Annotated in this window: 21 protein-coding genes; 15 read left to right on the top strand and 6 right to left on the bottom strand. The window is 40.7% G+C overall.

The genetic code is table 11. From position 1 onward, the window contains the following. Positions 1–394: 394 nt before the first annotated feature. The 5 genes from PSF09_RS09860 to PSF09_RS09840 form a co-directional block, all read right to left on the bottom strand. The gene (locus tag PSF09_RS09860; RefSeq protein ID WP_109911474.1) at positions 395–1,672 is read right to left on the bottom strand and encodes a TRAP transporter large permease; all 1,278 of its coding nucleotides are present in this window, start codon (positions 1,670–1,672) and stop codon (positions 395–397) included. Next, positions 1,663–2,142, bottom strand: a complete 480-nt coding sequence (locus tag PSF09_RS09855) for a TRAP transporter small permease (RefSeq protein WP_210838802.1) — start codon at positions 2,140–2,142, stop codon at positions 1,663–1,665. Before PSF09_RS09855 ends, PSF09_RS09860 begins: the two co-directional genes overlap by 10 nt. 77 nt (positions 2,143–2,219) lie before the next feature. Next, the gene (locus tag PSF09_RS09850) at positions 2,220–3,224 is read right to left on the bottom strand and encodes a C4-dicarboxylate TRAP transporter substrate-binding protein (protein ID WP_272683834.1); all 1,005 of its coding nucleotides are present in this window, start codon (positions 3,222–3,224) and stop codon (positions 2,220–2,222) included. 52 nt (positions 3,225–3,276) lie between these two features. Then, positions 3,277–4,722, bottom strand: a complete 1,446-nt coding sequence (locus tag PSF09_RS09845; protein WP_272683833.1) for a tagaturonate reductase — start codon at positions 4,720–4,722, stop codon at positions 3,277–3,279. A gap of 362 nt (positions 4,723–5,084) precedes the next feature. Then, positions 5,085–5,990: a GntR family transcriptional regulator gene (locus PSF09_RS09840; protein ID WP_272683832.1), complete on the bottom strand. Its 906-nt coding sequence runs from the start codon at positions 5,988–5,990 to the stop codon at positions 5,085–5,087. Between the two features lie 131 nt (positions 5,991–6,121). Between PSF09_RS09840 and PSF09_RS09835 the strand changes: the two genes are divergently transcribed. Further along, positions 6,122–7,150 carry a zinc-binding alcohol dehydrogenase family protein gene (locus PSF09_RS09835; protein ID WP_210838795.1) on the top strand — a complete coding sequence of 343 codons (1,029 nt, stop codon included), beginning with the start codon at positions 6,122–6,124 and terminating at the stop codon, positions 7,148–7,150. A gap of 82 nt (positions 7,151–7,232) precedes the next feature. Here PSF09_RS09835 and suhB read toward each other — a convergent pair whose 3' ends face one another. Next, positions 7,233–8,036, bottom strand: coding sequence for an inositol-1-monophosphatase (gene suhB, locus PSF09_RS09830; protein ID WP_210838794.1), 804 nt, complete (start codon positions 8,034–8,036; stop codon positions 7,233–7,235). Between the two features lie 123 nt (positions 8,037–8,159). On the opposite strand from suhB, the gene trmJ reads away from it, so the two are divergent. The 14 genes from trmJ to ndk all read left to right on the top strand — a co-directional run bounded on the left by trmJ (position 8,160) and on the right by ndk (position 25,487). Beyond that, positions 8,160–8,891 carry a tRNA (cytosine(32)/uridine(32)-2'-O)-methyltransferase TrmJ gene (gene trmJ, locus PSF09_RS09825; protein ID WP_272665898.1) on the top strand — a complete coding sequence of 244 codons (732 nt, stop codon included), beginning with the start codon at positions 8,160–8,162 and terminating at the stop codon, positions 8,889–8,891. A gap of 119 nt (positions 8,892–9,010) precedes the next feature. After that, the gene (iscR, locus tag PSF09_RS09820; RefSeq protein ID WP_004264917.1) at positions 9,011–9,508 is read left to right on the top strand and encodes a Fe-S cluster assembly transcriptional regulator IscR; all 498 of its coding nucleotides are present in this window, start codon (positions 9,011–9,013) and stop codon (positions 9,506–9,508) included. Positions 9,509–9,629: 121 nt separating this feature from the next. Next, positions 9,630–10,844, top strand: a complete 1,215-nt coding sequence (locus tag PSF09_RS09815) for an IscS subfamily cysteine desulfurase (RefSeq protein ID WP_272665897.1) — start codon at positions 9,630–9,632, stop codon at positions 10,842–10,844. Positions 10,845–10,868: 24 nt separating this feature from the next. Further along, the gene (gene iscU, locus PSF09_RS09810; RefSeq protein WP_004264914.1) at positions 10,869–11,255 is read left to right on the top strand and encodes a Fe-S cluster assembly scaffold IscU; all 387 of its coding nucleotides are present in this window, start codon (positions 10,869–10,871) and stop codon (positions 11,253–11,255) included. Between the two features lie 201 nt (positions 11,256–11,456). Next, on the top strand, positions 11,457–11,780 hold the full coding sequence (gene iscA, locus PSF09_RS09805) for an iron-sulfur cluster assembly protein IscA (protein ID WP_004912669.1): 324 nt from the start codon (positions 11,457–11,459) through the stop codon (positions 11,778–11,780). Positions 11,781–11,868: 88 nt separating this feature from the next. Next, positions 11,869–12,390, top strand: coding sequence for a co-chaperone HscB (gene hscB / locus PSF09_RS09800; RefSeq protein WP_272683831.1), 522 nt, complete (start codon positions 11,869–11,871; stop codon positions 12,388–12,390). Between the two features lie 12 nt (positions 12,391–12,402). Next, positions 12,403–14,253, top strand: coding sequence for a Fe-S protein assembly chaperone HscA (gene hscA / locus PSF09_RS09795; RefSeq protein WP_272665895.1), 1,851 nt, complete (start codon positions 12,403–12,405; stop codon positions 14,251–14,253). Positions 14,254–14,255: 2 nt separating this feature from the next. Beyond that, positions 14,256–14,591 (top strand): ISC system 2Fe-2S type ferredoxin, encoded by a 336-nt coding sequence (gene fdx, locus PSF09_RS09790; protein WP_004912660.1) that lies wholly within the window; start codon positions 14,256–14,258, stop codon positions 14,589–14,591. 205 nt (positions 14,592–14,796) lie between these two features. Further along, on the top strand, positions 14,797–14,997 hold the full coding sequence (gene iscX, locus PSF09_RS09785) for a Fe-S cluster assembly protein IscX (protein WP_004912658.1): 201 nt from the start codon (positions 14,797–14,799) through the stop codon (positions 14,995–14,997). A 173-nt stretch (positions 14,998–15,170) separates the two neighbouring features. After that, a complete protein-coding gene (gene pepB / locus PSF09_RS09780) occupies positions 15,171–16,466 on the top strand; it encodes an aminopeptidase PepB (protein ID WP_272665894.1) in 1,296 nt (431 codons plus the stop codon). Positions 16,467–16,578: 112 nt separating this feature from the next. Next, positions 16,579–17,031 carry an enhanced serine sensitivity protein SseB C-terminal domain-containing protein gene (locus PSF09_RS09775; RefSeq protein ID WP_272683830.1) on the top strand — a complete coding sequence of 151 codons (453 nt, stop codon included), beginning with the start codon at positions 16,579–16,581 and terminating at the stop codon, positions 17,029–17,031. A gap of 319 nt (positions 17,032–17,350) precedes the next feature. Beyond that, positions 17,351–22,390 (top strand): alpha-2-macroglobulin family protein, encoded by a 5,040-nt coding sequence (locus PSF09_RS09770; RefSeq protein ID WP_272665893.1) that lies wholly within the window; start codon positions 17,351–17,353, stop codon positions 22,388–22,390. A 72-nt stretch (positions 22,391–22,462) separates the two neighbouring features. After that, positions 22,463–24,784 (top strand): peptidoglycan glycosyltransferase PbpC, encoded by a 2,322-nt coding sequence (gene pbpC / locus PSF09_RS09765; RefSeq protein ID WP_272683829.1) that lies wholly within the window; start codon positions 22,463–22,465, stop codon positions 24,782–24,784. A gap of 277 nt (positions 24,785–25,061) precedes the next feature. Then, positions 25,062–25,487, top strand: a complete 426-nt coding sequence (gene ndk, locus PSF09_RS09760; RefSeq protein ID WP_004264899.1) for a nucleoside-diphosphate kinase — start codon at positions 25,062–25,064, stop codon at positions 25,485–25,487. The last annotated feature ends 49 nt before the right edge of the window (positions 25,488–25,536 follow it).

The following is a 25,536-nucleotide window of genomic DNA, read 5'->3' as shown; positions in this document are numbered from 1 at the left end:
AGATAAAGTTATATAACTTTGATTAACAGCTGAATGTAAATTAGCTGTCTTGTTTTATGCTAGATATAAAATATATTTTTTTCAAATTCAAAATTAAAAAAATAAATAATGAGATTGGTGTGTTTTTTATATGTATGAATTTAATGTAATATTATTTTTTTGATTATTTCAGAATAACTCGTAATAAGTGTATTTGTTGGTGGTTGGCGGTTTGTCTATTTGAATGTTTCTTGTGGTAAGTGTTATTATGACAAGGGTAAAGATCAATTAACTTAATCATAAATTTAAGTAATATTAACTTATGGAATTAAATAAAATTTAATTTATAAAAAATAAGTTGATAATAAAATGGCAAATCATAGGAAATGATTTGCCATTGAAATATACATTTATCTTATAAGCTTGGTAGGAAAGTCGTAAATACAGGCATAAAAGTGACTAAGAGTAAAACGATAATTAATGCAAAGAATAAGGGCATAACTTCACGAATAAAATCAGAAATACGGACACCAGTAATCGATGTAGCTACAAACATGACAGTTCCCATTGGCGGTGTTAAGCAGCCGATAGCTAAATTAAGGATCATGACAATGCCAAAATGGATAGGGTCAATTCCTAATAATTTTACTGTAGGCATTAATAATGGAACAAGGACAATAATTGCGGCATTTCCTTCAATAAACATACCTAAGATTAACAACACCGCATTGACAATCATTAAGAAGACATATGGGTTATCAGAAAAATTGGTCATCATTCTGGCAACATCTTGCGCCACTTGCTCGTTCGTCAATACCCATGCTAATGCGGAACAAGTCATAATAATGAGCATGATACTTGCTGTTGAACGGGCTGTTTCTAAAAATGAGGCAGCAATGTCTTTTAACTTCATTTCACGATAAAAGAAGGTACCAATTACAATAACGTAAAGTACAGCAATAGCACCAGCTTCTGTTGGTGTAAAAATACCAAAGCGAATTCCGCCAATAATGACAAGAACTAATAGGAAAGCAGACATCGCTCCTTTACCTGTTTGGTAAACCTCAGCAAATGTAGGTGCTTTATCTCTAGCTGGCTTATATCCACGTTTTTTTGCAATCAGATAAATTGCAACCATTAAAGCAACGCAGCACATTAATCCAGGAATGATTGCAGCCATAAACATCTTACCAATAGAGACATCAGCGACAAATCCATAGATGATTAATGCAATACCCGGTGGAATTATAGGCGTTATTAATGATCCTGCGGCAGTGACAGCGGCAGAGAAGCTTTTTCCATAGCCTAATTTTGTCATTTCTGGCACTAACATTTTAGATAGCATTGCACAGTCAGCGAGGTTAGATGCAGAAAGCCCGCCCATCATTGTACTTAATAATACGTTAGATTGGGCAAGTCCTCCTGGATAGTGGCCAGACAGAGTGCCAGTAAATTTCAACATTCGTCTGGTAATACCAGTGTAATTCAAAAGGTTACCTAACAAAATGAAGAAAGGGATAGCAAGTAACGTCACATTTTCCCCAGCCCCAATAATGCGTTGTACTGCAATGAGGGGAGAAATGTCACCCGCAGAGAAAAAGTAGGTGAGTAATGCAATCAGTACACTTAAAAAGATGGGAACATTAATTAAAAAGCAGAATATTAATACGATACAGGCGATAATTACTGACATGGTTTATCTCCTTTTATTAATTTACTCATGTCTTCCAGTAAATGTTGGATAGAAAATAACACCATGATGGATGCGCCAATGGGTACAGAAAGGTCGATATAATAATAAGAGACACCAATTATTGGTGTTATTTTGTCTTCTGCGATAATAGAGAGTTCATATCCAAGATAACCAAAAATTGATAAAGCAATAATGGCCATAATATGAGTAACGACCGCAATAGCTAATTGTACTTTTTCAGGAAATAAAGAGGTAATTGCATCAATACTGACATGCATTCTTTTGCCTGCCGCAGATGCTGCGCCAATCATCACCAACCAAATGTAGCAAATGATTAAAACTTCCTCACTCCACATTAAAGGGTCATTAAGAAGCCAACGCATGAATACAGCAAGAATGGTAATAATGACAATAGCGGCAACGGCAAGAGAAGCTACTATATCACTTAATTTCCCCAGAAATTTAAACATAAAAGATCCTTGCGAGAATAATATTTAACCGTTTGTTTTGTAAAAATATTGGCGGTGTTAACCGCCAAGTAATAGGGTTAATTATTAATAATATCTTGAGTTTGTTGATATAAGTTCGCAGACCATTCAGGGAACTCATTATAGAAAGGTTTAGATTTTTCTTTGAAGAGTGTTCTATCTACTTCAACAACAGTAACGCCTTCATTTTTCATTTTCTCAATGATTTCTTTTTCTTGTTGTAAGACTAAATCTGTTAAGAATTGGCCTGCTTCATTTCCTGATTCAACTAAAGCTTGTTGAATATCTTCAGGTAATTTAGCGTAGGTTTTGCTGCCCATGACTAGGTTGGTTACGTTCTCTACATGACCCGTTAAAATCAAGAATTTGGCCGCTTCATGGTGTTTTTGCCCATATAGCACAGGAATTGGGTTTTCTGCGCCATCAATAATTTTAAGATTAAGTGCAGTATAAACTTCTGCTAAAGGTAATGGTGTTGGTGTGGCACCCATTGCCTCTAAACCTTTAATTTGAATTTTATTATTGGGGACGCGAATTTTTAAACCTTTTAGGTCATCTGGGGTTTGGATCATTTTATTGGCTAAGATATGGCGTGAACCATATAACCAATCTTTAGAAACCATGTGAAGGCCTTTTTTATCTAACTGTTGTTCTAAGGAACCATACCAAGGTGAGGCATTTAATTTAAAAATATCTTTATAAGATAGCCCTAAATACGGCCCAAACATAATGCCGTAATCAGGCACATAATCAGAAAAGAATGCACCATCTGCTAAGGTAATTAGTGGGCTACCTAACTTCATTTGTTCGATGACATCTTTTTTGGAGCCTAATTGTGAGCTTGGATAAGGAATTAATTCACCTTCACCATGAGTTTTTTCATTGAATTTTTTTGCCCATTCGTGAATAGCTAAGTCAAAAGGCTCACCAGGGTTATTTTCATAAGCGACTTTTAACTTATATTTAGCATCTGCAAATGCGGCATTTGTCATGCTGCCCATTAATAGCATTGTGCTGAGTGTTAAGCTAAGAAGTTTTTTTCCGTTTAATGTGCTCAGTTTCATAAAGGTATCTCCTGTAGGGGGATTTATTATTTTAAGTATTTATTTTCTTTTTCTAGCCAACGTATTTTTTGCGTAGCATTGATTCTGTACCGCTACTCAGAATTTCAGTGATTTTCTGGCTCACATCATCTTGTAATTGCGGTATTTCGTTGAGGTTTAATCCCCATAAATCAGACATTGCTAGCACATTTTCAGTAAGTTGTTTTACATTTGAGTCATAGAGTTCATGCCAAGCTTTAAAGCGTTCAAGTAAATGGTCATCATCATTTAAAGGAATGAGTTGTTCGGCCTGTTTTCCTCGATAGAAAACAATAAGTGCAGCAAGTGAAAATGAAATGCAATAAGGAATTTTATTGTATTGCCTAACATAAGATATTAATTGAGGTAATAGGCGAGTTTTAAATTTAGTTAACGAGTTTAGTGAAATTGAAATTAATTCATGTTCTATATATGGGTTATTAAAGCGGTCAATAACTGCGGAGGCAAAAGCTGCGAGCTCCGAAGGGTTTTGAGATAAAACAGGAATAACTTCATTATCAATTAAATCTTTAATGAAAGCTAAAAAGATTGGGTTGCTAGTGACATCACGAACAGTTCTGATCCCTGCCAAGTAAGCAACAGGAACCATCGCGGTGTGCGCACCATTTAAGATTGCAACTTTACGTTCTTTGTAGGGCTTTATGTCATCGACTACTTTGATATTTAATGGTAATTCATTCAGTTTTAGCTTCTGCTCTAGTATTTTTGGCCCTTGAATGACAAATAAATAGAAATATTCAGCAGTGACGAGAAAATCGTCTTTATAACCTAATTCTTTTTCCAGTTTCTCAATTTCATTTTTCGGGTATCCAGTAACGATTCTATCGACTAATGTAGAACAAAACGTATTACTGCTATTTAGCCAAGCAATAAAATCTGCAGGGAGTTGCCAGTCATGTGCATGTTGATTTACAAACTCTTGTAATTTATCGCCATTATAGTCAATTAACTCACAGGGGATGATGAACAACCCTTTGCTACTATCGCCATTAAAATGTTGAAAGCGGTGAAATAAAAACTGAGTAAGTTTCGCTGGAAAACTACTTGCTGGTGTATCTTCTAAGCGTACGTCGTACTTATATACGATTCCTGCTTCTGTAGTGTTAGAGAAGACCCATTGTAATTCAGGATTTTCTGCACATTTTAAAAATTGATCATATTCAGAATAAATCAGTATTTCACGGTTAACCGAATTAATAATTCTTATATTCGAAACGCTTTGTTTTTGTTCATTGATTCCCCTGGTGATGGCAGTATAGAGTCCATTTTGTTGATTAATTGAGGGATTAGATGAGTCAATTGGCCTGACAAGCGTAATGCCACTATTGAAATCTGTTTTTTCATTCAGTTGGTCAATCATCCAGTCGATAAAAGCACGTAAAAAATTGCCTTCTCCGAATTGCAAAATTCTCTCTGGGTATTGCTTATTAGCCATTGACTGTCTATTTAAGTAATCCATGACCATTCCTCTAGTTATTATGTGTATTAATCATCCGGTGTTGATTCAGACTAGAAGTATTTTTTTCTATGGACTATTAATTGCATCAATTTTGTGGAATGAATGGCTTTTGATGTTTTTATTCTGTTTTTTATCAGTTAAAAACAGATGAATTATTAATTGATTCAATCTATTTAGTAAGTTTGTTCTTTAATTGTATGAAAAATAGTAATATTTTTATTTGTCATAATTTTGATTAATAATGATTTTATAATTAAGTTGTTTTTTTTACTAAAAAATTCAGATTTTTTCTGATGTGCATATTATCGAGCCAAAGAATAAGTCATCGTTGGCCATCCATTGGTCTTGTAACTCAATGTAATTTATTCATAAGTTTGTTGTATGGAATTAATCATAGTTCGTTTAACGGTATCTAAGTGATGTCTAAGTTCATTCATCGCGACAATATCATTACGGCTAATCAAAGCACTTAAAATGGTCATATGTTCTTCAATTGCCAGTACATTTCTTTCTTTTAAATCTGATTCATCCCATTGATATTGAAAGTGAAATATCACAGTGATGATTTCAAGAGACTGATTAAAAAAGGGGTTATTGGCGCCTGATAAAATAAGACTATGTAGTTCATAATCTAGTTGGGAAAAGTCGCGGTAATTGATAGTAACGGTTTCCCGTAGTGTCCTATGTTTGAGTAATAGCTCTTTTGCTAAAATCCAACGATGGTCATCTGGTGGTAAATTTAAAAAATGAGTCAATGCATTGGTTTCTAGTAACCCCCTGAATTCAAATAGTTTTTCTGCATATTCACGTGAAAACTTCATCATATGCCAATTTCCTCGGTGAGTATTTTTAATTAACCCATAGCGGGAAAACTCCACTAAGAACTCCCGAACAATACTAGAACTCACATGACTTTTTTTTGCTAGTTGTAATTCAGTAAAAGTATCTCCAGGCATCAATTCTTTGCGCTTAATCATTTGGTAAAACGCTTTTTCGAATAAGACGATTTGTTGATCAGGGAGACTTGATTCAACAGGAAAGAAATCAGTTTTATTGGGGTAGCGAATGACATGATATTCATTCTCTTGTTTTTCAATGATTTTCTTTTCTAATAAATATTCTAGGGTATGTCTCACGGTGGTTCGACTGATATTAAACATCTCTGCTAAAGAAGATTGTGAGGGGAAGGGGGATGTTAATAAATTTTTATGTATAGCGTCTAAGAATTCATTAATTGACCCATAGCGTATATTTTTACTCCTCACCATTTAAGCACTCCTTAGTCTGATTTTTATTCTTTAAAGACCGATTTAAAACCGATTTAAAAACATTTAATCACAAAATTTGGTTGTTAAGTATCTAGTTTATGTTTTTTAAATTAAAAAAGACAGATAAATTGATGGAGGGAAATATGAAACAATTGATATGCCAAGAACCTAAAAAATTAGTTTACCAACAAGTTGCTGAACCTACAGTTCAAATTGGGCATGTAAAAATAAAAATTCATGCGGTTGGAATATGTGGAACTGATATTCATGCATGGGGAGGAAACCAGCCATTTTTTCAATATCCACGGGTATTAGGACATGAAATTTCTGGAACTATTTGTGAGGTTGCACCTGATATTACACAGTGGAAAGTTGGGCAGCGTGTTGCGGTGATGCCTTATGTTGCATGTTACGAATGTGGTGCGTGCAAGGAAGGCAAAACAAATTGTTGTGAAAAAATTTCAGTTATTGGCGTTCACGAGGACGGAGGTTTTTGTGAGTATTTAAATGTGCCAGAGAAAAATGTATTAGCGATTGAAGACACTGTCACAGATATTGATGGCGCCTTGATCGAACCATTTTCAATCAGTGCTCATGCCGTTAGACGTGCGCAGGTTAAACCTCAAGATACTGTTTTAGTCGCAGGGGCTGGGCCGATAGGGCTTGGTGTTGCTGCAATTGCTAAAGCGGATGGTGCTAACGTATTAGTGGCTGATACCAGTGAGGCACGTCGTCAACATGTTGAAAAGGTATTAGGCTTAAAAACGTGCGATCCAGCCGCTGAAAATTACTTATCAAGTATTGAAAGCCATTTTTCAGGTATGCTTGCAGAAAAAGTCATTGATGCAACGGGGAACCAACACGCAATGAACACTGCGGTCAATTTAATTCGTCATGGTGGCTTAATTGTATTTGTTGGTTTATTTAAAGGTAATTTATCGTTTCCAGACCCTGATTTCCATAAGAAAGAGACAACAATGATGGGAAGTCGAAATGCCACTCCTGAAGATTTCAATAAAGTTGCAAGGTTAATGGCTGAAGGTAAGTTATCTAGTGGGATGATGCTAACGCATCAATTTGACTTTAATACCATTGGTGATATTTATGAAAGTGATGTCATTAATAATCGTGAATTAATTAAAGGTGTTATTTTGTTTTAAATAGCAATGTATTTTTAAATAACAAAAAAACCCACAATAAAAGTGGGTTTTTTGTTTCTAGTTCGTCTCTAGAAAGAATGGGTTAGCGCTTTAATGCTTCCGATAGTTCATCTTTCATGACGGACAGTATGTCTCTAACAACACGTGGGCTACCAGCAACTAAGTTACCGGAGGCTAAATAATTGTGGCCGCCAATAAAGTCAGTCATGATGCCGCCAGCTTCACGCATGATCAGTTCACCGGCCATGAAATCCCACGGTTTTAAACCAATTTCAAAAAAAGCATCGACACGGCTAGAAGCCACATAGCATAAATCTAATGCTGCGGAACCAGTACGACGAAAGTCAGCACATTTGTTAAACATCGCAGTCATGATGTTCATATAGACAGGTGCATGTTGTTTTTGTTTGAAAGGGAAACCTGTCGCAACGATGGCGCCATCAAGGTCACGTTTTTCGTCGATACGAACACGATAACCGTTAAGCTGAGCGCCTTGTCCACGTACTGCGCTAAATAATTCATTACGCATTGGGTCGTAAACAACAGCGACTTCTGTGCGGCCTTTAACGCGCACAGCGATAGAAACAGAAAAATGAGGGAGACGTTTTGTGAAGTTGGTAGTGCCATCCAGTGGATCGATTACCCATTGAATATCATCATCTTTACCAATTAATTCACCACTTTCTTCAGTGATAATAGTGTGGTCAGGATATGATTTGCGGATGATTTCAATAATCAGTTGCTCAGATTCTTGGTCAACGTTAGTAACGAAATCGTTAGTGCCTTTCTGAGTGACTTTAATATTGCTAGGCATTTCATAGTTTTTAGCTATGTGATTACCGGCCTTACGTGCTGCACGTATGGCGATGTTAAGCATCGGATGCATGGGCTTTTTCCACTGGAATGTTAAAGAACGAAAAACTTGAGTGCCGAAGTATATAGATGTTCGTCACAATAAGCAATTTTGTGTTAAGCTATTGCGATAATTTTTTCATTAAACGTATAAACCATGTTAGATAATATCCGTATTGTTCTTGTTGAAACCTCACACACTGGTAATATGGGCTCAACGGCTCGTGCCATGAAAACCATGGGGCTTTCTAATCTGTACCTCGTTAATCCTCTCGTTGAACCTGATTCACACTCTATTGCACTTTCTGCTGGGGCAAGTGATGTTATCGGTAATGCGAAAATAGTTAAAACTCTCGATGAAGCTTTAGAGGGCTGTAAGTTAGTTATCGGCACGAGTGCGCGTTCTCGCACCTTATCTTGGCCAATGGTTGAGCCGCGCGAATGCGGCGTGAAGTCCGTTGAGCAATCAAAAGAATCACCTGTTGCTATCGTGTTTGGTCGTGAGCGAGTCGGCTTGACCAATGAAGAACTACAAAAATGCCAATATCACTTATATATTCCCACGAACCCAGAGTACGGTTCTTTGAATTTAGCGATGGCAGTGCAATTGGTGAGTTATGAAATACGCATGGCGTATCTTTCAATGGATGAAAAAAATACGGTAATTGCAGCTGATGATGAGGTAGAATATCCGCCGTCAGAAGATGTTGAACGTTTTTATGTCCATCTTGAAAGTGTGTTGAATGAATCAGGTTTTATTCGTAAAGCGCATCCCGGCTTAATTATGAATAAATTACGCCGTTTATTCACTCGAGCGCATATCGAAACCCAAGAGTTACATATCCTGCGGGGTATTTTAACGTCAATGGAAAAATGGGCGAAAAAATGAGGCAAAATCCGTGGTAAAAGCAGGTGAATAATACTTGAGTAAATTAGTCAGGTAAATAGTTGACTAAATTACTCAGGAATGTCACAATCTGACCATAATTTACCACGGAGTAATATGTTATGAGACTCACTTCCAAAGGGCGTTACGCAGTAACTGCGATGTTAGATGTCGCATTACACTCTCAGTCAGGTCCAGTGCCTTTAGCTGACATTTCTGAACGTCAGGGAATTTCCCTCTCTTATCTTGAGCAACTTTTCTCTCGTTTACGTAAAAATGAGTTGGTTTCGAGTGTGCGCGGCCCAGGTGGCGGTTATTTGCTTGGTAGAGACGCAGACCAAATCTTTGTTGCTGAAGTAATCGCTGCGGTAGATGAATCTGTTGACGCTACTCGTTGTCAGGGTAATAAAGAAGGTTGTCAAAATGGCGACCGCTGTTTAACTCACGCATTATGGCGCGATTTAAGCGATAGAATTACAAGTTTCCTTAGCAGCATTAGCCTTGATGAACTGGTTAAAAACCAAGAAGTCATGGTTGTTGCTGATAGACAAGATAATGAACAGCGTAAGACCATGCCAAATGGGATTACACCTGAATCGATTATCAATGTACGTGCTTAAAAATATTAAAAAAATTGCAGTCGATACATCTTGGTGAGTTATTGGACGAAGAGCTAATTTCCGCCATTTGTATCTTTAAAAATTAAAGGCAAGTTAGCTTGTCCTTTGGAGTAAGTGAGCAATGAAATTACCAATTTATCTTGATTATTCAGCAACAACACCGGTTGACCCACGTGTGGCTGAAAAAATGATGCAATGTCTAACAATGGATGGGAACTTTGGTAACCCAGCGTCCCGTTCTCATCGTTTCGGCTGGCAAGCTGAAGAAGCGGTGGATATTGCTCGCAATCAAATCGCTGAATTAGTGGGTGCTGACCCACGTGAAATCGTATTTACCTCAGGCGCAACTGAGTCTGATAACTTAGCGATTAAAGGCGCTGCTAATTTCTATAAAAAGAAAGGCAACCACATCATTACCTGTAAAACGGAACACAAAGCCGTTTTAGATACCTGCCGCCAATTAGAGCGTGAAGGTTTTGAAGTGACTTATCTGTCACCGCAAAGCAACGGTTTAATTGCTATGCAAGACCTACAAGACGCTATCCGCGAAGACACCATTTTAATTTCTATTATGCATGTTAATAATGAAATAGGTGTGGTTCAGGATATCGCAGCTATCGGTGAATTATGCCGTAGCAAAGGAATTATTTTCCACGTTGATGCAACACAAAGTGTGGGTAAATTACCTATCGACTTAAGCACATTAAAAGTGGATTTAATGTCATTCTCTGCACATAAATTATATGGCCCTATGGGTATCGGTGCACTATATGTTCGCCGTAAACCTCGTATTCGCCTTGAAGCACAGCAGCACGGTGGTGGTCATGAGCGCGGCATGCGTTCTGGGACATTACCTGTACACCAAATCGTGGGTATGGGCGAAGCTTACCGTATTGCCAAAGAAGAAATGGCAGCGGAATCTGAACGCTTACGCGGTTTAAGGTTACGTTTGTGGAATGGCATTAAAGATATCGAAGAAGTTTACCTCAATGGTGATTTAGAACACGGTGCGCCGCACATTCTGAACGTCAGCTTCAACTATGTTGAAGGTGAATCACTGATGATGTCATTAAAAGATTTGGCTGTATCTTCAGGTTCTGCATGTACTTCTGCAAGCCTAGAACCTTCTTATGTACTGCGCGCTTTAGGGATGAATGATGAGCTGGCACATAGCTCAATCCGTTTCTCTTTAGGTCGTTTCACGACAGAAGAAGAAATTGACTATGCAATCAAAATGATTCATGGCGCAATTGGCCACTTACGCGAGCTGTCTCCTTTATGGGAAATGTTCAAAGACGGCGTAGATCTTAACAGCATCGAATGGTCTCACCATTAATCAGACGGTTTCAGGAGTTTAAAAATGGCTTACAGTGAAAAAGTTATCGATCATTATGAAAACCCACGCAACGTTGGTTCGTTTGACAACAGCGACCCAAGCGTAGGAAGCGGTATGGTGGGTGCACCTGCCTGTGGTGACGTCATGAAATTACAGATTAAAGTAAATGATGACGGCATTATTGAAGATGCGCGCTTTAAAACGTATGGTTGTGGTTCAGCCATTGCATCAAGTTCACTCGTGACTGAGTGGATGAAAGGCAAAAGTTTGGACGAAGCGGAGTCAATCAAAAATACAGCGATTGCCGAAGAGTTAGAATTACCACCAGTGAAAATTCACTGTTCAATTCTGGCTGAAGATGCAATTAAAGCTGCTATTGCTGATTACAAAAGCAAACGCCAAAGCAAATAAGTTTTTAATCAGTCTATAGGGCAACCCATATTAATAAATAACAACAAGTTATCGTCCTATAACTGGAACAATACCCACGGCGTCTAGGCTAAACATCGCTGAGTTTCTTAGTTTAGAAATAGGGTGGGTATAAAATAATTTGAAGGCGGATGCGACTCATGAGTAGCATCTGCCTTGTTTGTTTCTAAAGTGAGGTTTGCAATGTCTATTTCTCTTACAGAAAGTGCTGCGCAGCGTATTCAATCCTTTCTACAAAATCGTGGAAAAGGCGAAGGCTTGCGTTTAGGTGTAAGAACTTCAGGTTGTTCAGGAATGGCTTATGTTCTTGAGTTTGCTGATACAATCAATGAAGAAGACACAGTTTTTGAAGATAAAGGTGTGAAAGTCATCATCGATGGCAAGAGCATCGTTTATCTTGATGGTACTGAGCTGGATTTCGTGAAAGAAGGCTTAAACGAAGGGTTTAAATTTAATAACCCTAACGTCAATAGTGAATGCGGATGCGGTGAAAGTTTTCACGTATAATGCGTTTTATTAAGCCTAATTTTCGGCCAATCTCACTAATTTTAGTTTATTAGTGGTATTGGTAACCGGTTCGAGAAACTGAGCACTTATGGATTATTTTACTCTTTTTGGATTGGCTCCCATCTATGCCATCGATAGCGAACAACTGACGTTACGTTTTCAAGACTTACAGCGTCAATACCATCCTGACCGTTTTGCAACCTGTTCTGAACAGGAGAAAATGCAAGCGCTGCAAAAAGCAGCAACCATTAATGCTGCTTATCAAGCCCTTCGTCATCCGCTAAAACGCGCGGAATATATGCTTTCATTGCATGGTTTTGATATTAATAACGAACAACATACCATGCATGACACAGCATTTTTGATGGAGCAGCTTGAGCTACGCGAAGAGTTAGACAATATTGAAAACAGTGATGACGCACTTGATCTATTGGCTAAATTTATGCAGAACGTCAAACAAATGCAGCAAGCACGAAGTGCACTGATGGTGACAGAACTAGATGCCATGCAGTGGGAAAAAGCCGCTGATACCGTACGTAAACTACGTTTTCTCGACAAGCTTCAGCAGCAAGCTGAACAACTCGAAGAACGGTTACTAGATGAATTTTAAGAGAAAACGATTATGGCGTTACTACAAATCAGCGAACCCGGTATGACCGCAGCTCCGCATCAGCGCAAATTGGCTGCAGGCATTGATTTAGGTACCACCCACTCTTTGATTGCGACAGTGCGTAGTGGTGAAGCTGCGGCTTTACCTGATAGCCAAGAGCGCTTTTTATTACCATCGATTGTTAATTATCAACCTGAAAATAGATTAGTGGGATGGGAAGCTAAGCAACTTGCCGAACAAGACCCGGTAAATACTATCATTTCTGTAAAACGCATGATGGGACGTTCTCTAACCGATATTCAAAAACGCTACCCCGACTTGCCCTATCAACTGAGTGCCAGTGAAAACGGTTTACCGTTGATTCAAACCGCGGCTGGCCAAGTTGACCCAATCCAAGTTTCTTCTGATATTTTAAGAACACTAGCAAAACGTGCTGAAGAAACCTTAGGTGGGGAAATGGATGGTGTAGTGATCACGGTACCGGCTTATTTTGATGACGCACAACGTCAAGGTACCAAAGATGCCGCGCGCCTTGCAGGCTTACATGTATTACGTTTGCTGAATGAACCAACAGCGGCTGCGATTGCCTATGGATTAGACTCTGGGCAAGAAGGTGTAATAGCCGTTTATGACCTCGGTGGTGGTACGTTTGATGTATCCATTTTGCGCCTGAGCCGCGGTGTTTTTGAAGTCTTAGCAACGGGCGGTGATACCGCGCTTGGCGGTGATGACTTTGACCAAGTATTGGCTCAGTGGATTGCTGAGCAGGCAGGCGTCTCATTACAAGGTGATCATCATTTAAATCGTCAGTTATTAAATGTGGCGACAGAAACCAAAGTCGCGCTTAGTGATGCAGAAACAGTGACTATCCAGCTTGCCAACTGGCAAGGGGAAATTCGTCGTGAGCAGTTTGAAACGTTAATTGAAACTTACGTAAAGCGCACACTGATGGCTTGTCGTCGTGCGTTAAAAGATGCAGGTGTTGAGGCTGAAGATGTTCTGAATGTCGTGATGGTAGGCGGTTCGACTCGTGTGCCATTAGTACGTCAAAAAGTCGGGGAGTTTTTTGGTAAATCACCACTGACATCCATCGACCCAGATAAAGTGGTGGCAATTGGGGCTGCCATTCAAGCGGATATCTTAGTCGGAAACAAACCTGACAGTGAAATGCTGTTGTTAGATGTGATCCCACTCTCTCTTGGTTTGGAAACGATGGGGGGATTAGTCGAAAAAGTGATCCCGCGTAATACCACCATCCCTGTTGCTCGAGCTCAAGAGTTTACCACCTTTAAAGATGGTCAAACGGCGATGAGCGTTCATGTCGTACAAGGGGAACGCGAAATGGTGGCAGATTGCCGTTCATTAGCTCGCTTTACCTTGCGTGATATTCCAGCGATGGCCGCAGGTGGGGCACATATTCGTGTGACGTTTCAAGTCGATGCCGATGGGCTGTTGAGTGTTAGTGCCATGGAAAAATCGACTGGTGTAGAAGCCTCTATTCAAGTTAAGCCATCGTATGGGTTAACGGATAACGAAATTTCAAACATGATTAAAGATTCAATGACTAACGCGCAAGATGATTTAAATGCGCGCCGCTTAGCGGAGCAAAAAGTTGAAGCTGCAAGGGTGCTTGAAAGTTTAACGAGCGCATTAGCCCAAGATGGCAATTTACTGACGCCAGAAGAAGAGTCAGAAATTGATAATGCGGTCAATGAGTTAATTAAAGCGGTTGAGGGTACAGACCCAATCGTAATTGAAAATGCCATTAAACAACTGGATAAGCAATCGCAGGAGTTTGCAGCGCGTCGCATGGATACGTCCATTCGACAAGCGTTGTCAGGCCATTCTGTGGATGAGATATAATTATGCCTAAAATAGTTTTTTTACCTCATAGTGATTTATGTCCAGACGGTGCAGTAGTTGAAGCACAAGAAGGCGAGTCTATTTTAAATGTTGCACTACGCAGCGGTATTGAGCTTGAGCATGCTTGTGAAAAATCCTGTGCTTGTACAACCTGTCACTGCATCGTTCGTGAAGGTTTCGACTCACTGGAAGAAAGCAGCGAACTTGAAGACGACATGCTAGACAAAGCGTGGGGATTAGAGCCAGAAAGTCGCCTAAGTTGTCAGGCGCTGGTGACGGATGAGGATTTAGTGGTAGAGATCCCGCGTTATACTATTAATCACGCCCGCGAACACTAATTTTTGTCATACTTCACGCTGTAGCGTTGTTGGCTTCCTTCAAGTACTCGGATCACATATTTTTGTATGCTCCTAGGAATTAGCTCAATTTGCCGCCTAGCTACAACGTGAATTATTTAAAAAATTGAACCGCTCGGCATGTTTGGCGTTGTAACGTAGAGCATCAATGGTAAAAATCATTTAATAATCAAATTGGTGAGAGAACATGAGTTTAAAATGGTCAAATAGCCGCGAAATCGGTGAAGCACTGTACGATGCATTTCCTGATGTTGATCCTAAAACCGTGCGTTTTACCGATATGCACCAGTGGATTTGCGATTTAGAAGAATTTGATGATGACCCGCAAAAATCGAATGAGAAAATTCTAGAAGCTATCTTGTTAGTATGGCTGGATGAGTTCGAATAATTAGCAATTAATATTAAAAACCGAGCAATCATTAGAAAATGTGCTCGGTTTTTTATTTTATATCAGCACTATAATGATATCCCTATTGGTATTTATCAGTTAAGGTAATGCTATCTGCCGACAGAATCAATGGGTTTTTACTGTCTGCAAAAATAGACAAAGTGAGAAAAACGATGACAAAACAAATTATGCCAGTAATGATTTCTTGTGAGCCGGCTGCACCTTGTTGGGGTGAAGGCGCATTGTTAAGCTCTAGTGATAAAGGGATGACAATCCACCTGAAACATGCAGGTAAATTATGTGCAGTACAAAGCGCTGGCCGTAAATTAGATGGTCAAGGGATCCGCAATGTTGCTTTGGCTGGCGAAGGCTGGGATTTAGAAAAAAGCTGGGCATTTTGGCAAGGTTTTCGTGCGCCAAAAGGGGCGAGAACGATTGAATGGCCAGTATTGCCTGAAGCAGACCGCAAAGAATTAGAAAACCGTATTCGTACCATTGATTGGGTACGCGATGTCATTAACGCACCTGCAGAAGAGTTAGGGCCAGAACAACTCGCACAACGCGCCATTGATTTACTCTGCACCGTGGGCGCACAAGATATTAGCTACCGCATTATTAAAGGCGATGACTTATTAGAACAGGGTTATACTGGTATTCATACGGTTGGCCGTGGTTCAAGTCGTCCACCTGTCTTTTTAGCATTAGATTACAACCCAGGTGCCAACCCAAATGCCCCTGTTTTTGCTGCGTTAGTCGGCAAAGGTATTACTTTCGATTCAGGCGGTTATAGCATTAAACCTTCTTCTTCCATGAATTCAATGAAAGCGGATATGGGCGGTGCTGCAACCTTAGCGGGTTCATTGGCATTAGCTATTTCTCGTGGCTTACAAAAACGCGTCAAAATGTTCCTGTGCATTGCTGACAATATGGTTAGCGGCAATGCATTCAAATTGGGTGATATTATTCGTTACCGTAACGGTAAATCCGTTGAAATTATGAATACGGATGCTGAAGGCCGTTTAGTGTTAGCCGATGGTTTAATTGATGCAAGCAAAGAAAAACCAACGCTGATCATTGATGCTGCAACCTTGACGGGCGCTGCGAAAACCGCTGTGGGCAATGACTACCATTCAGTGTTGAGCTTTGATGACAAGTTAGTTGCTGACTTAATGAATGCTTCAGACGCTGAGTTTGAATTATTCTGGCGCTTACCATTAGCAGAGTTCCATCGCCAACAGTTACCATCTGGCTTCGCGGATTTGAACAACATCGCGGCACCATCGCACACTGCAGGCGCAAGCACCGCTGCGGCATTTTTATCGCATTTTGTCGAAAATTATCGTCAAAATTGGGTGCATATTGACTGCTCAGCGACTTACCGTAAATCTGCAGTTAGCTTATGGGCAGAGGGCGCAACCGGTACAGGTGTAAGAACACTAGCAAACTTATTAATCAGCAAATCAAAATAAATTACGTTTGATTAATAACAGGCACGGGAAGATGGCTTTTCGTGCCTATTTTTTTACCTTGACGTATTTGCGAGTATAATAAGCACTTCTTTTTAATAGCAGGGGATTGGCAATGTCGCAGCAATCGAATAATAACAGTTCCAACCAAGAAACTGAGATCCAATTTACTGAATTAACCGTACCGAAAGGCTCATCACTTAAATTAAGTGCGTTAGAGGAACAACCGCAGGCTATTGTTGAGGCGCTGACAGAGTTTTTTAAACAACACAAAGTTGTCAGACGTGGTTTTATGGTCTCCGCAGTAGAGAGTGATGACTCTGAAGAAATGCCAATATTAATGATAGCGTTAGAGTTTACTGCAGGGGCAGAAAATATTGATTCCATTATTCATGAGGCGGGGACACTTGCTTGTGAGTTTTTAGCCGATGACGAGTCTATTGATTTTTGTGTGGTAAATGAGAATGAGCAAGGTGTCAGCCACTTTATTACTCAACACATTCAGCCTTTTTATCAGCGTCGCCTTGGTAGCTTCTTACGAGACACAATCCCAGTAAAAAACACCTAATAATTCCATGTATAGAGTGAGAAAAATGCTTTTCTCACTCATAAAAGGTATATTGCTCATTTATTAAAGATATATTCTGCTTACTATTTGAAAAATATTATTTCATTTCTCTGTTTTTCTCGTCCATCATTTTTTCCGTTTTGTCTGATAGGTGTTCTTATAACATTCTGTTAAATTATTTCGATAATTGAAACAATATCGGCAATATTCATCTAGACATATTTTTAGCCATTTCCAAGCAAGTATATAGTGGGTTTTAACCTCCTGTTAAAACCTTAAAAAACAGAATAAATTTTAACTAATTAAAGGGCGGGCGGTAATGAAACAACAATCTAGTTGGGCTTCATTGGCGGGTCTAAAAACCAAAAAGCGTTATTTAGCACTTGCGTTGGCGTCGGTTGTGGCATTGGCCGGTTGTGATAATACAGAAGAAGCAACCAAAAATGAGCCAAATGTTTCCACGACAGCGCCAGAAAATCAAACTAAAACAGCGCCAGTTGCAGAGCAGAAAAAAGCAGCACCAAAACTTTCCACTGAAGAAATGGTAAAAAAATATGCAGGGAAAGATCTCACTATTTTGGATGCGTCTGAATTACAGCTTGATGGTGCGAGTGCCATGGTGGTGACATTCTCTGTTCCACTGCAAGCCAACCAAGATTTTGGCCAGTACATTAACCTTATTGATGTTAAAACCGGTAAGTTAGATGGTGCTTGGGAACTGTCTGATAACCAAATGGAATTACGTTTTCGCCACCTTCCACCGTCTAAAGAATTAAACCTCACCATTAACCCGGGTATTAAAGCGGTTAATGAGCGTACGACGACCGAAAATTTTGAGAAAAAATTGACCACTGCACAAATCATCCCAACGGTTGGTTTTGCAAGTAAAGGCTCGTTATTACCTAGCAAGGTTGCCCAAGGCTTACCTGTGATTGCCTTGAACGTTGATAAGGTAGACGTCAATTTCTTCCGTGTGGATGAAAAGCAATTGCCACAATTTTTAGCACAGTGGCAGTATCGTAGTAATTATGAGTATTGGTATTCCGAAGAGTTTCTCGACAAAGTGGAGCTGGCTTATACCGGCCGCTTTGACTTAAATCCAGATAAAAATACCCGCCAAACCATTTTACTGCCGTTGAAAGATGTCAAAGAGTTACAGCAAGATGGCGTGTATTTGGCCATCATGCAAAAAGCAGGTAGCTATAGTTATCAATTCCCTGCCACTGTTTTTACACTAAGTGATATTGGTGTGTCACTACACAGTTATCAAGACCGAGTCGATATTTTCACTCAATCCTTAGCGAAAGGTTCCGCCATTAAAGGCGTTGAGCTACGTATTTTGGATGAAAAAGGTCAGTTAGTGACCAAAGGCACGACAGATGGTGATGGTCATGCTCAATTAGATAAATTAGCAGGTGGAAAATTATTACTGGCAACCCATGAAGGGCAAACCAGTATGATTGACCTCACTCAGCCAGCGCTTGATTTATCTGAATTCGACATTTCAGGGCCAGAAGGCTACGCAAAACAATTTTTCACCTTCGGTCCTCGCGATTTATATCGCCCAGGTGAATTATTACTGGTAAATGGTCTATTGCGTGATGGCGATGGTAACCCAGTCAAAACTCAGCCAGTTAAAGTTGATGTATTAAAAACAGATGGGCAAGTGGTTCGTAGTTTCGTGTGGCAGCCGGAAGAAAACCAAAATGGGTTATATCAATATCAATTTGAAATTCCTAAAAATGCAGAAACGGGCGGTTGGTCGCTACGTTTTGATTTAGGTGACGGTTCACCGCAACGTTATTACAAATTCAATGTTGAAGATTTCATGCCAGAACGCATGGCGCTGGAAATTGTTGGCAGTGATGTTCCTCGTTTAACTGACCAATCAGTTGATTTTGATATTCAAGGCCGTTATTTATACGGAGCACCTGCAGCAGATAACCAGTTGCAAGGCCAAATTGTTTTAAAAGCAGATCGTGAAGCGGTAGCAAAATTACCCGGTTTTGAATTTGGCGCTGTCAATGAAGAGGGCTTACCTCGTAAATTAGATGAATTTGACTTGACGCTGGACAGCAACGGTGAAACGGTAATTTCAATTCCAAACAGTAATTGGAGCTCGACTCGCTCACCAATTTCAGCTGTTTTGCAGGCCAGTTTGCTTGAGGCAGGTGGTCGCCCTGTGACGCGTCGTGCTGAACAAGCCATTTGGCCAGCAGAAAAATTGGTCGGTATTCGTCCATTATTCGCCAAAAAAGAAATTTACGATTACCGCACAGACCGTTATGTCAAACGCCACAATGTGGATGAAAATTCACTTGCAGAATTTGAATTAGTTATGGCTGATGCAGCGGGTAATAAACTGGCAGCAGAAAACTTAACCGTGCGTTTAGTGTACGAACGCCGCGATTATTACTGGAGTTGGTCTGAAAGTGGCGGCTGGTCTTCAAATTATGACCAGAAAGACCTCGTCATGGCGAATGAAAATATTGCCATCGCCAAAGATGGTACAGCGAAAGTCTCCTTCCCGGTGGATTGGGGCGCATTCCGTTTAGAGGTATTAAACCCAGAGAATCAGCTCGTTTCCAGCGTCCAGTTCTGGGCGGGGTATTCATGGCAAGATAATACAGGGGGAAGCGGTTCAGTTCGTCCTGACCAAGTGAAACTCAGCCTGAATAAGCCTGCATATTTACCGGGTGAAAAAGCCAAAGTTCGCATTGAATCCCCTAAAGCCGGTAAAGGCTATATATTGCTCGAGTCGAGTAATGGCCCACTGTGGTGGGAAGAAATTGATGTACCAGAAAAGGGCTTAGACGTTGAAATCCCAGTCAATAAAGAGTGGGCTCGTCATGATTTATACGTTTCTGCCGTCGTTGTTCGTCCAGGTGATGACTCTAAAGAAGCCACAGTGAAACGTGCGGTGGGTGTGTTGCATTTACCGATTGCAGATGAAAACCGTAAGATTGCATTGGCCTTAACGACGCCAGACAAAATGCGCCCTAATCAAGACTTAACGGTAAAAATTAAAGCGACAGCGCAAGATGGCAAACCGTTACCTGAAAAAGTGAATGTGCTGTTATCTGCGGTTGATACTGGTGTATTGAATATCACCGATTTTAAAACGCCAGATCCTTATGATGCTTTCTTTGGTCGTAAGCGCTATAGCGTTGATCAGTATGACGTTTATGGTCACTTAATTGAAGGACAAGGCAAGGTTGCTAACTTACGCTTTGGGGGCGACAGCGAAGATGCTGCATTAGAGCGTGGTGGTATGAAGCCACTCACTGAAGTGCAAATTATTGCAGAGCAAGCCAAACCTGTCACATTAAATAAAGACGGTGAGGGTGAAATTAGCCTTGCTATCCCTGATTTTAACGGGGAATTACGTGTGATGGCTCAAGCATGGAATGAAAAAGAGTTCGGCCATGCGGATAGCAAAGTAATTGTCGCAGCACCATTAGTGACACAAATGTCGATGCCACGCTTTATGGCTGGCGGTGATAAGTCTTACTTTGCGCTTGATTTGACCAATATGACGGACAACACACAAAATGTGACGGTTAACTTCAAGGCATCAGGAATGGTGAAACTTGATGGCGTCAGCAGCCGTGAGTTGGAGTTACCAAAAGGCAAACGCACCACCATTAATTTACCTGTCAGAGCAGACTACGGTTTCGGTGAAGGCGAAGTGTCGATGACTATTAATGGCGTGAAAATTCAAGGCGAAGCCAATAAAGATTACAGCAATAGTTGGAAAGTTGGCGTTCGTCCGGCACAGCCAGCAGAAACGGTTTCTTTTGCTACCGCGATTGAGCCAGGTACTTCATGGGCACTGCCAACTAACCAAATTGCTGGCCTGCAACCGGATACCATTGAAGGGCAAGTCCTGTTAACCAGCCGTCCGCCATTAGATATCTCACGTTATATTCGAGAGTTATTTGCTTATCCATACGGTTGTTTGGAACAAACTATCAGTGGTTTATACCCTTCATTGTTCTCAACCCAAGCCGAACTGAATAAGTTAGGAATTAAAACGCAAACAGATGCAGACCGCCATAAAGCGATTGAAATTGGTATTCCACATTTGTTAAGTATGCAACGTAATGATGGCGGTTTTTCGCTGTGGGATAGAAACGGCCGCGAAGAATATTGGTTAACTGCGTATGCGGCGGATTTCTTGAATAAAGCTAATCAACGTGGCTTTACTGTCCCGCAAGAGGCTATAAGTAACGCCAATACGCGTCTACTGAGCTATTTACAAGATGGTAGCCAAATTAACTACCCGTATACGGAAAACCAAGAGGGCGCTCGTTTTGCTACTCAGGCCTATGCAGGTTTAGTATTAGCATCACAGCAAAAAGCACCGTTAGGCGCATTACGTCAACTTTATAACCAAAGAAACGCTGCGGCAAGTGGCTTACCTCTGGTTCAGCTTGGAGTTGCATTGAACTTGATGGGTGATAAATCACGTGGTGAGAGTGCAGTGATTGACGGACTGAAAAAACAACGTAACCGCTACAGCTATGTAGGGGATTACGGTTCGGTGATCCGTGATGACGCGATGATTGTTGCGCTATTAAATGAATATAATTTAATGCCAAAATCCCGTGACCAAAAACTGCAAACTTTGTCTAATAATTTAACTTCTCAACGTTATTTCTCAACACAAGAGAGCAATGCGTTATATTTAGCGGGCCGTTTTTACTTAAATGAAAGTGAAGCACCGTGGAAAGCTACGATTAATGGCCAAGAACCTCCGATGGTCTCAGATAAACCTGTGAGTGAGTTCCTGAGTAAAGATCAGTTGGAGACAGGTTATAGCATCGAAAACAGTGGAACGAATACTCTGTATACACGCTTAAATGTGGTGGGTTATCCACAACATTCACCAAAGCCAAGCTCGAATGTATTAGGTATTACTCGTAGCTACTATGATATGAAAGGCAATCGCATTTCATTAGATAGATTAAGAAGCGGTGAAATGGTGGTGGTTAAACTGGAAGTTCAAGCATCCCAAAGTGTGCCAGATGCGTTAGTGGTTGACTTGCTGCCAGCAGGCTTAGAACTGGAAAACCAAAATTTAGCGAACAGTAGCGCTAATTTGAGTGAGTCTGCGCCGAACTTGCAAGAATTAATTGATGATATGCAGCAATCGCAAATACGCCATATGGAATATCGTGATGACCGTTTTGTGGCTGCGGTTGAAGTTCAGCAATACCGCCCAACTACCTTAGTCTACTTAGCGCGAGCGGTAACGCCGGGTGTGTATAGTATTCCGGTACCACAAGTTGAATCAATGTATGTCCCTGACTGGCGTGCGACTGGCTACTCGGATGGCCAATTAGAAATCGTTCGCTAATCACCTTCTAAAGCCCTTATATTGATACTCAGATATAAGGGCTTTTTTAATTTATTTTCGGTACTCCCATCAATGAAAAAATGGTTACGTCGCACAGGCATTACACTGGTTCTGTTGGTCATTATTTTGCCACTGGCTTTTTTAGCCGCTGATAAAATTTGGCCGTTGCCGATTAAGCAAATTGAAATGGCACGAACCGTGGTTGCAGCGGATGGTACACCATTGTGGCGCTTTGCAGACAAAGAGGGAATTTGGCGCTTTCCTGTTACACTCGAAGAGGTTTCTCCTGATTTTATCGAAGCGTTACTAACGTATGAAGATCGTCATTTTTATCGTCATCCGGGGGTAAACCCGTTTTCGCTGATTAGGGCCGCGGGGCAGTTTGTGAGTTCAGGGCGTATTGTGTCGGGCGGAAGTACCATTTCGATGCAAGTTGCACGGTTAATTGATCCCCATGAAAGAACATTGGGTGGTAAGCTGAAACAGCTTTGGCGTACGGCTCAACTCGAATATCACTATTCGAAAGATGAAATTTTAGAAATGTATTTAAACCGTGCTCCGTATGGCGGAACCATTGAAGGTATTGGCGCAGCTAGCTGGGTATATTTGAATAAGTCACCGGCAAAATTGACGGCGAGTGAAGCGGCATTATTTGCCGTATTGCCGCAAGCTCCGAGCCGTTTAAGACCGGATAGATATCCAGAAAGGGCACAAGCTGCACGTGATAAAGTATTGGATAGACTAGAGGAATACCAAGTCTGGAGCCCTGAAAAAGTTGCCGATATTAAACAAGAACAAATTTGGTTAGCACCGCGGAAGAACCCGCATTCAGCCCCTTTACTTGCAAGGCGGGTAACCAAAGATACGCAACAGTCCATCATTGAAACCACTATCGATGCCAGTTTGCAAAGGCAACTGGAAGATATGGCCATGAATTGGAAAAACCAACTACCAAAACAAACATCATTGGGAATTTTGGTGGTTGATCATACAGATATGGCAGTGAAAGCGTATATTGGCTCAATTGATTTTCAAGATGATAGCCGTTTTGGCCATGTGGACATGATTAGCGCTTGGCGCTCTCCAGGCTCAACGTTAAAACCATTTTTATACGCATTAGCAATGGATGACGGGCTCATCCATGCGGAATCGTTATTACAAGATGTTCCACGGCGCTTTAATGATTACCGTCCGGGGAACTTTGACAGTGGTTTTAATGGGCCAGTGAGTGTTAGCGATGCACTCGTTCGTTCATTGAATTTACCGGTGGTTCAGTTATTAGATGTGTATGGCAGTAAACGATTTACCGCTCAACTACGCAATGTTGGGACTGAGCTGCGCTTTCCGTTAGGGAGTGAACCAAACTTATCGCTGATTTTAGGTGGCACAGCCACACGGATGGAAGATTTAGTTTCTGCCTATAGCGCATTTGCGCGAAAAGGCAATGTGTCACCGTTACGCTTTAAACCAACCGATGAAATTCGCGATAGGGCGCTGATGTCACCAGGAGCTGCATGGATAATACGTCGTATTATGGGCGGGGAAGCACGACCTGTTCCTGAGGCTAATTTAGCAGGGCAACTCAATTTGGCATGGAAAACGGGAACCAGTTATGGTTATCGTGATGCGTGGGCGATTGGTGTTAATCCGCGTTATACCATCGGCGTTTGGGTTGGTCGGCCAGATGCAACGCCTGTAGCAGGGCAGCTAGGCTTTGCAACCGCTATTCCGATTATGAATCAAATTAATGGCATGTTACTGAGCAAAATCTATCAATCCCACGAACCGCTACCAAAAGATGTGAAACCTGCCAGTGTGAGCCAAGCGGTGATCTGTTGGCCGGGAGGAACTTCATTACTGAAAGATGATAATAATTGCCGCCAAAGGCGTCTTAGTTGGATCTTGGATAACACCCTTCCACCCACGTTAATGGTGCGAGACCAAGAGTCACTATTAGGATTAAGACAAAAAATCTGGGTGAATGACAAAGGGCAACAAGTCGCGGCAGATTGCCCAAATGCACAGGAAAAAGAAGTACATTTATGGCCGATTACTGTGGAGTCATGGTTACCAAGCAGTGAGAAACGGGAAAATCGGTTACCTAAGGCGGATTCAGCTTGCCCGCCATTGAAGCTAGAAATGCCGCCATTATTGATTTCTGGTATCCGTGATGGGGAAGTTTTACAGCGTCTACCCGGGAAAACCAGCTTAGATTTACGTTTAGTCACGCAGGGTGGACAAGGGCAGAAATGGTGGTTTTTAAACGGAGAACAAGTGAATACAACCGAGCAAAACAGTTCTATTTTGCTGACACTCGATAAAAGTGGAAACTACCAAATTTCGGTATTAGATTTAAGCGGCCAAGTGACGGCAATGAGCTTTAGAGTGAAGTAATAGATGAAAAACGTGACTTACCCGAAAAAATAGTGTTTTTTGCTATAAAAAGTTTAACAAAATGTTGTTGTGACTGTAGGAAATTGTAATCAGAGCCCCTATAATCATCGCCTTATTTTTCTTTTTCCTAGATATGGTTGCTTTTGAAGTCTAAAAGCCTAACAATAGAATTAGAAATAATATAAAAAACTACAACATGCCTATTTTAAGTTCTTACATCCTAAGTCACAGGGAAGAATAAAGAATAAAGGCCTAATGAATCGCTAAGAGGTTATTTATGACTGTTCAACGTACATTTTCTATTATTAAACCAAACGCTGTGAAGAAAAACGTTATTGGTGCAATCTACAACCGTTTTGAAAGCGCGGGTTTCACAATCATCGCTGCTAAAATGATGCATTTGACTCGTGAGCAAGCTGAAGGCTTCTACGCTGAACACAAAGGCCGTCCTTTCTTTGAAGGTCTGGTTGAATTCATGACTTCAGGCCCTATCATGCTGCAAGTGTTAGAAGGTGAAAACGCAATCCAACGTCACCGTGACCTGATGGGTGCAACTAACCCAGATAACGCATTAGCGGGTACTTTACGCGCAGATTACGCAGACAGCTTCACTGAAAACGCAACTCACGGTTCAGACTCTGAAGAATCTGCTGCACGTGAAATCGCGTATTTCTTCACTGCTGATGAAATCTGCCCACGCTAAGACTTCTTTAACTAATGCATTAGCATTATTGTTATAAAGTTTGTACAAT

This window comes from Providencia sp. PROV141 (genome assembly GCF_028481645.1).
In the GTDB taxonomy this organism is placed as follows: Bacteria; Pseudomonadota; Gammaproteobacteria; order Enterobacterales; family Enterobacteriaceae; genus Providencia; species Providencia rettgeri.
This window is presented reverse-complemented; position numbering and strand designations above follow the sequence as displayed.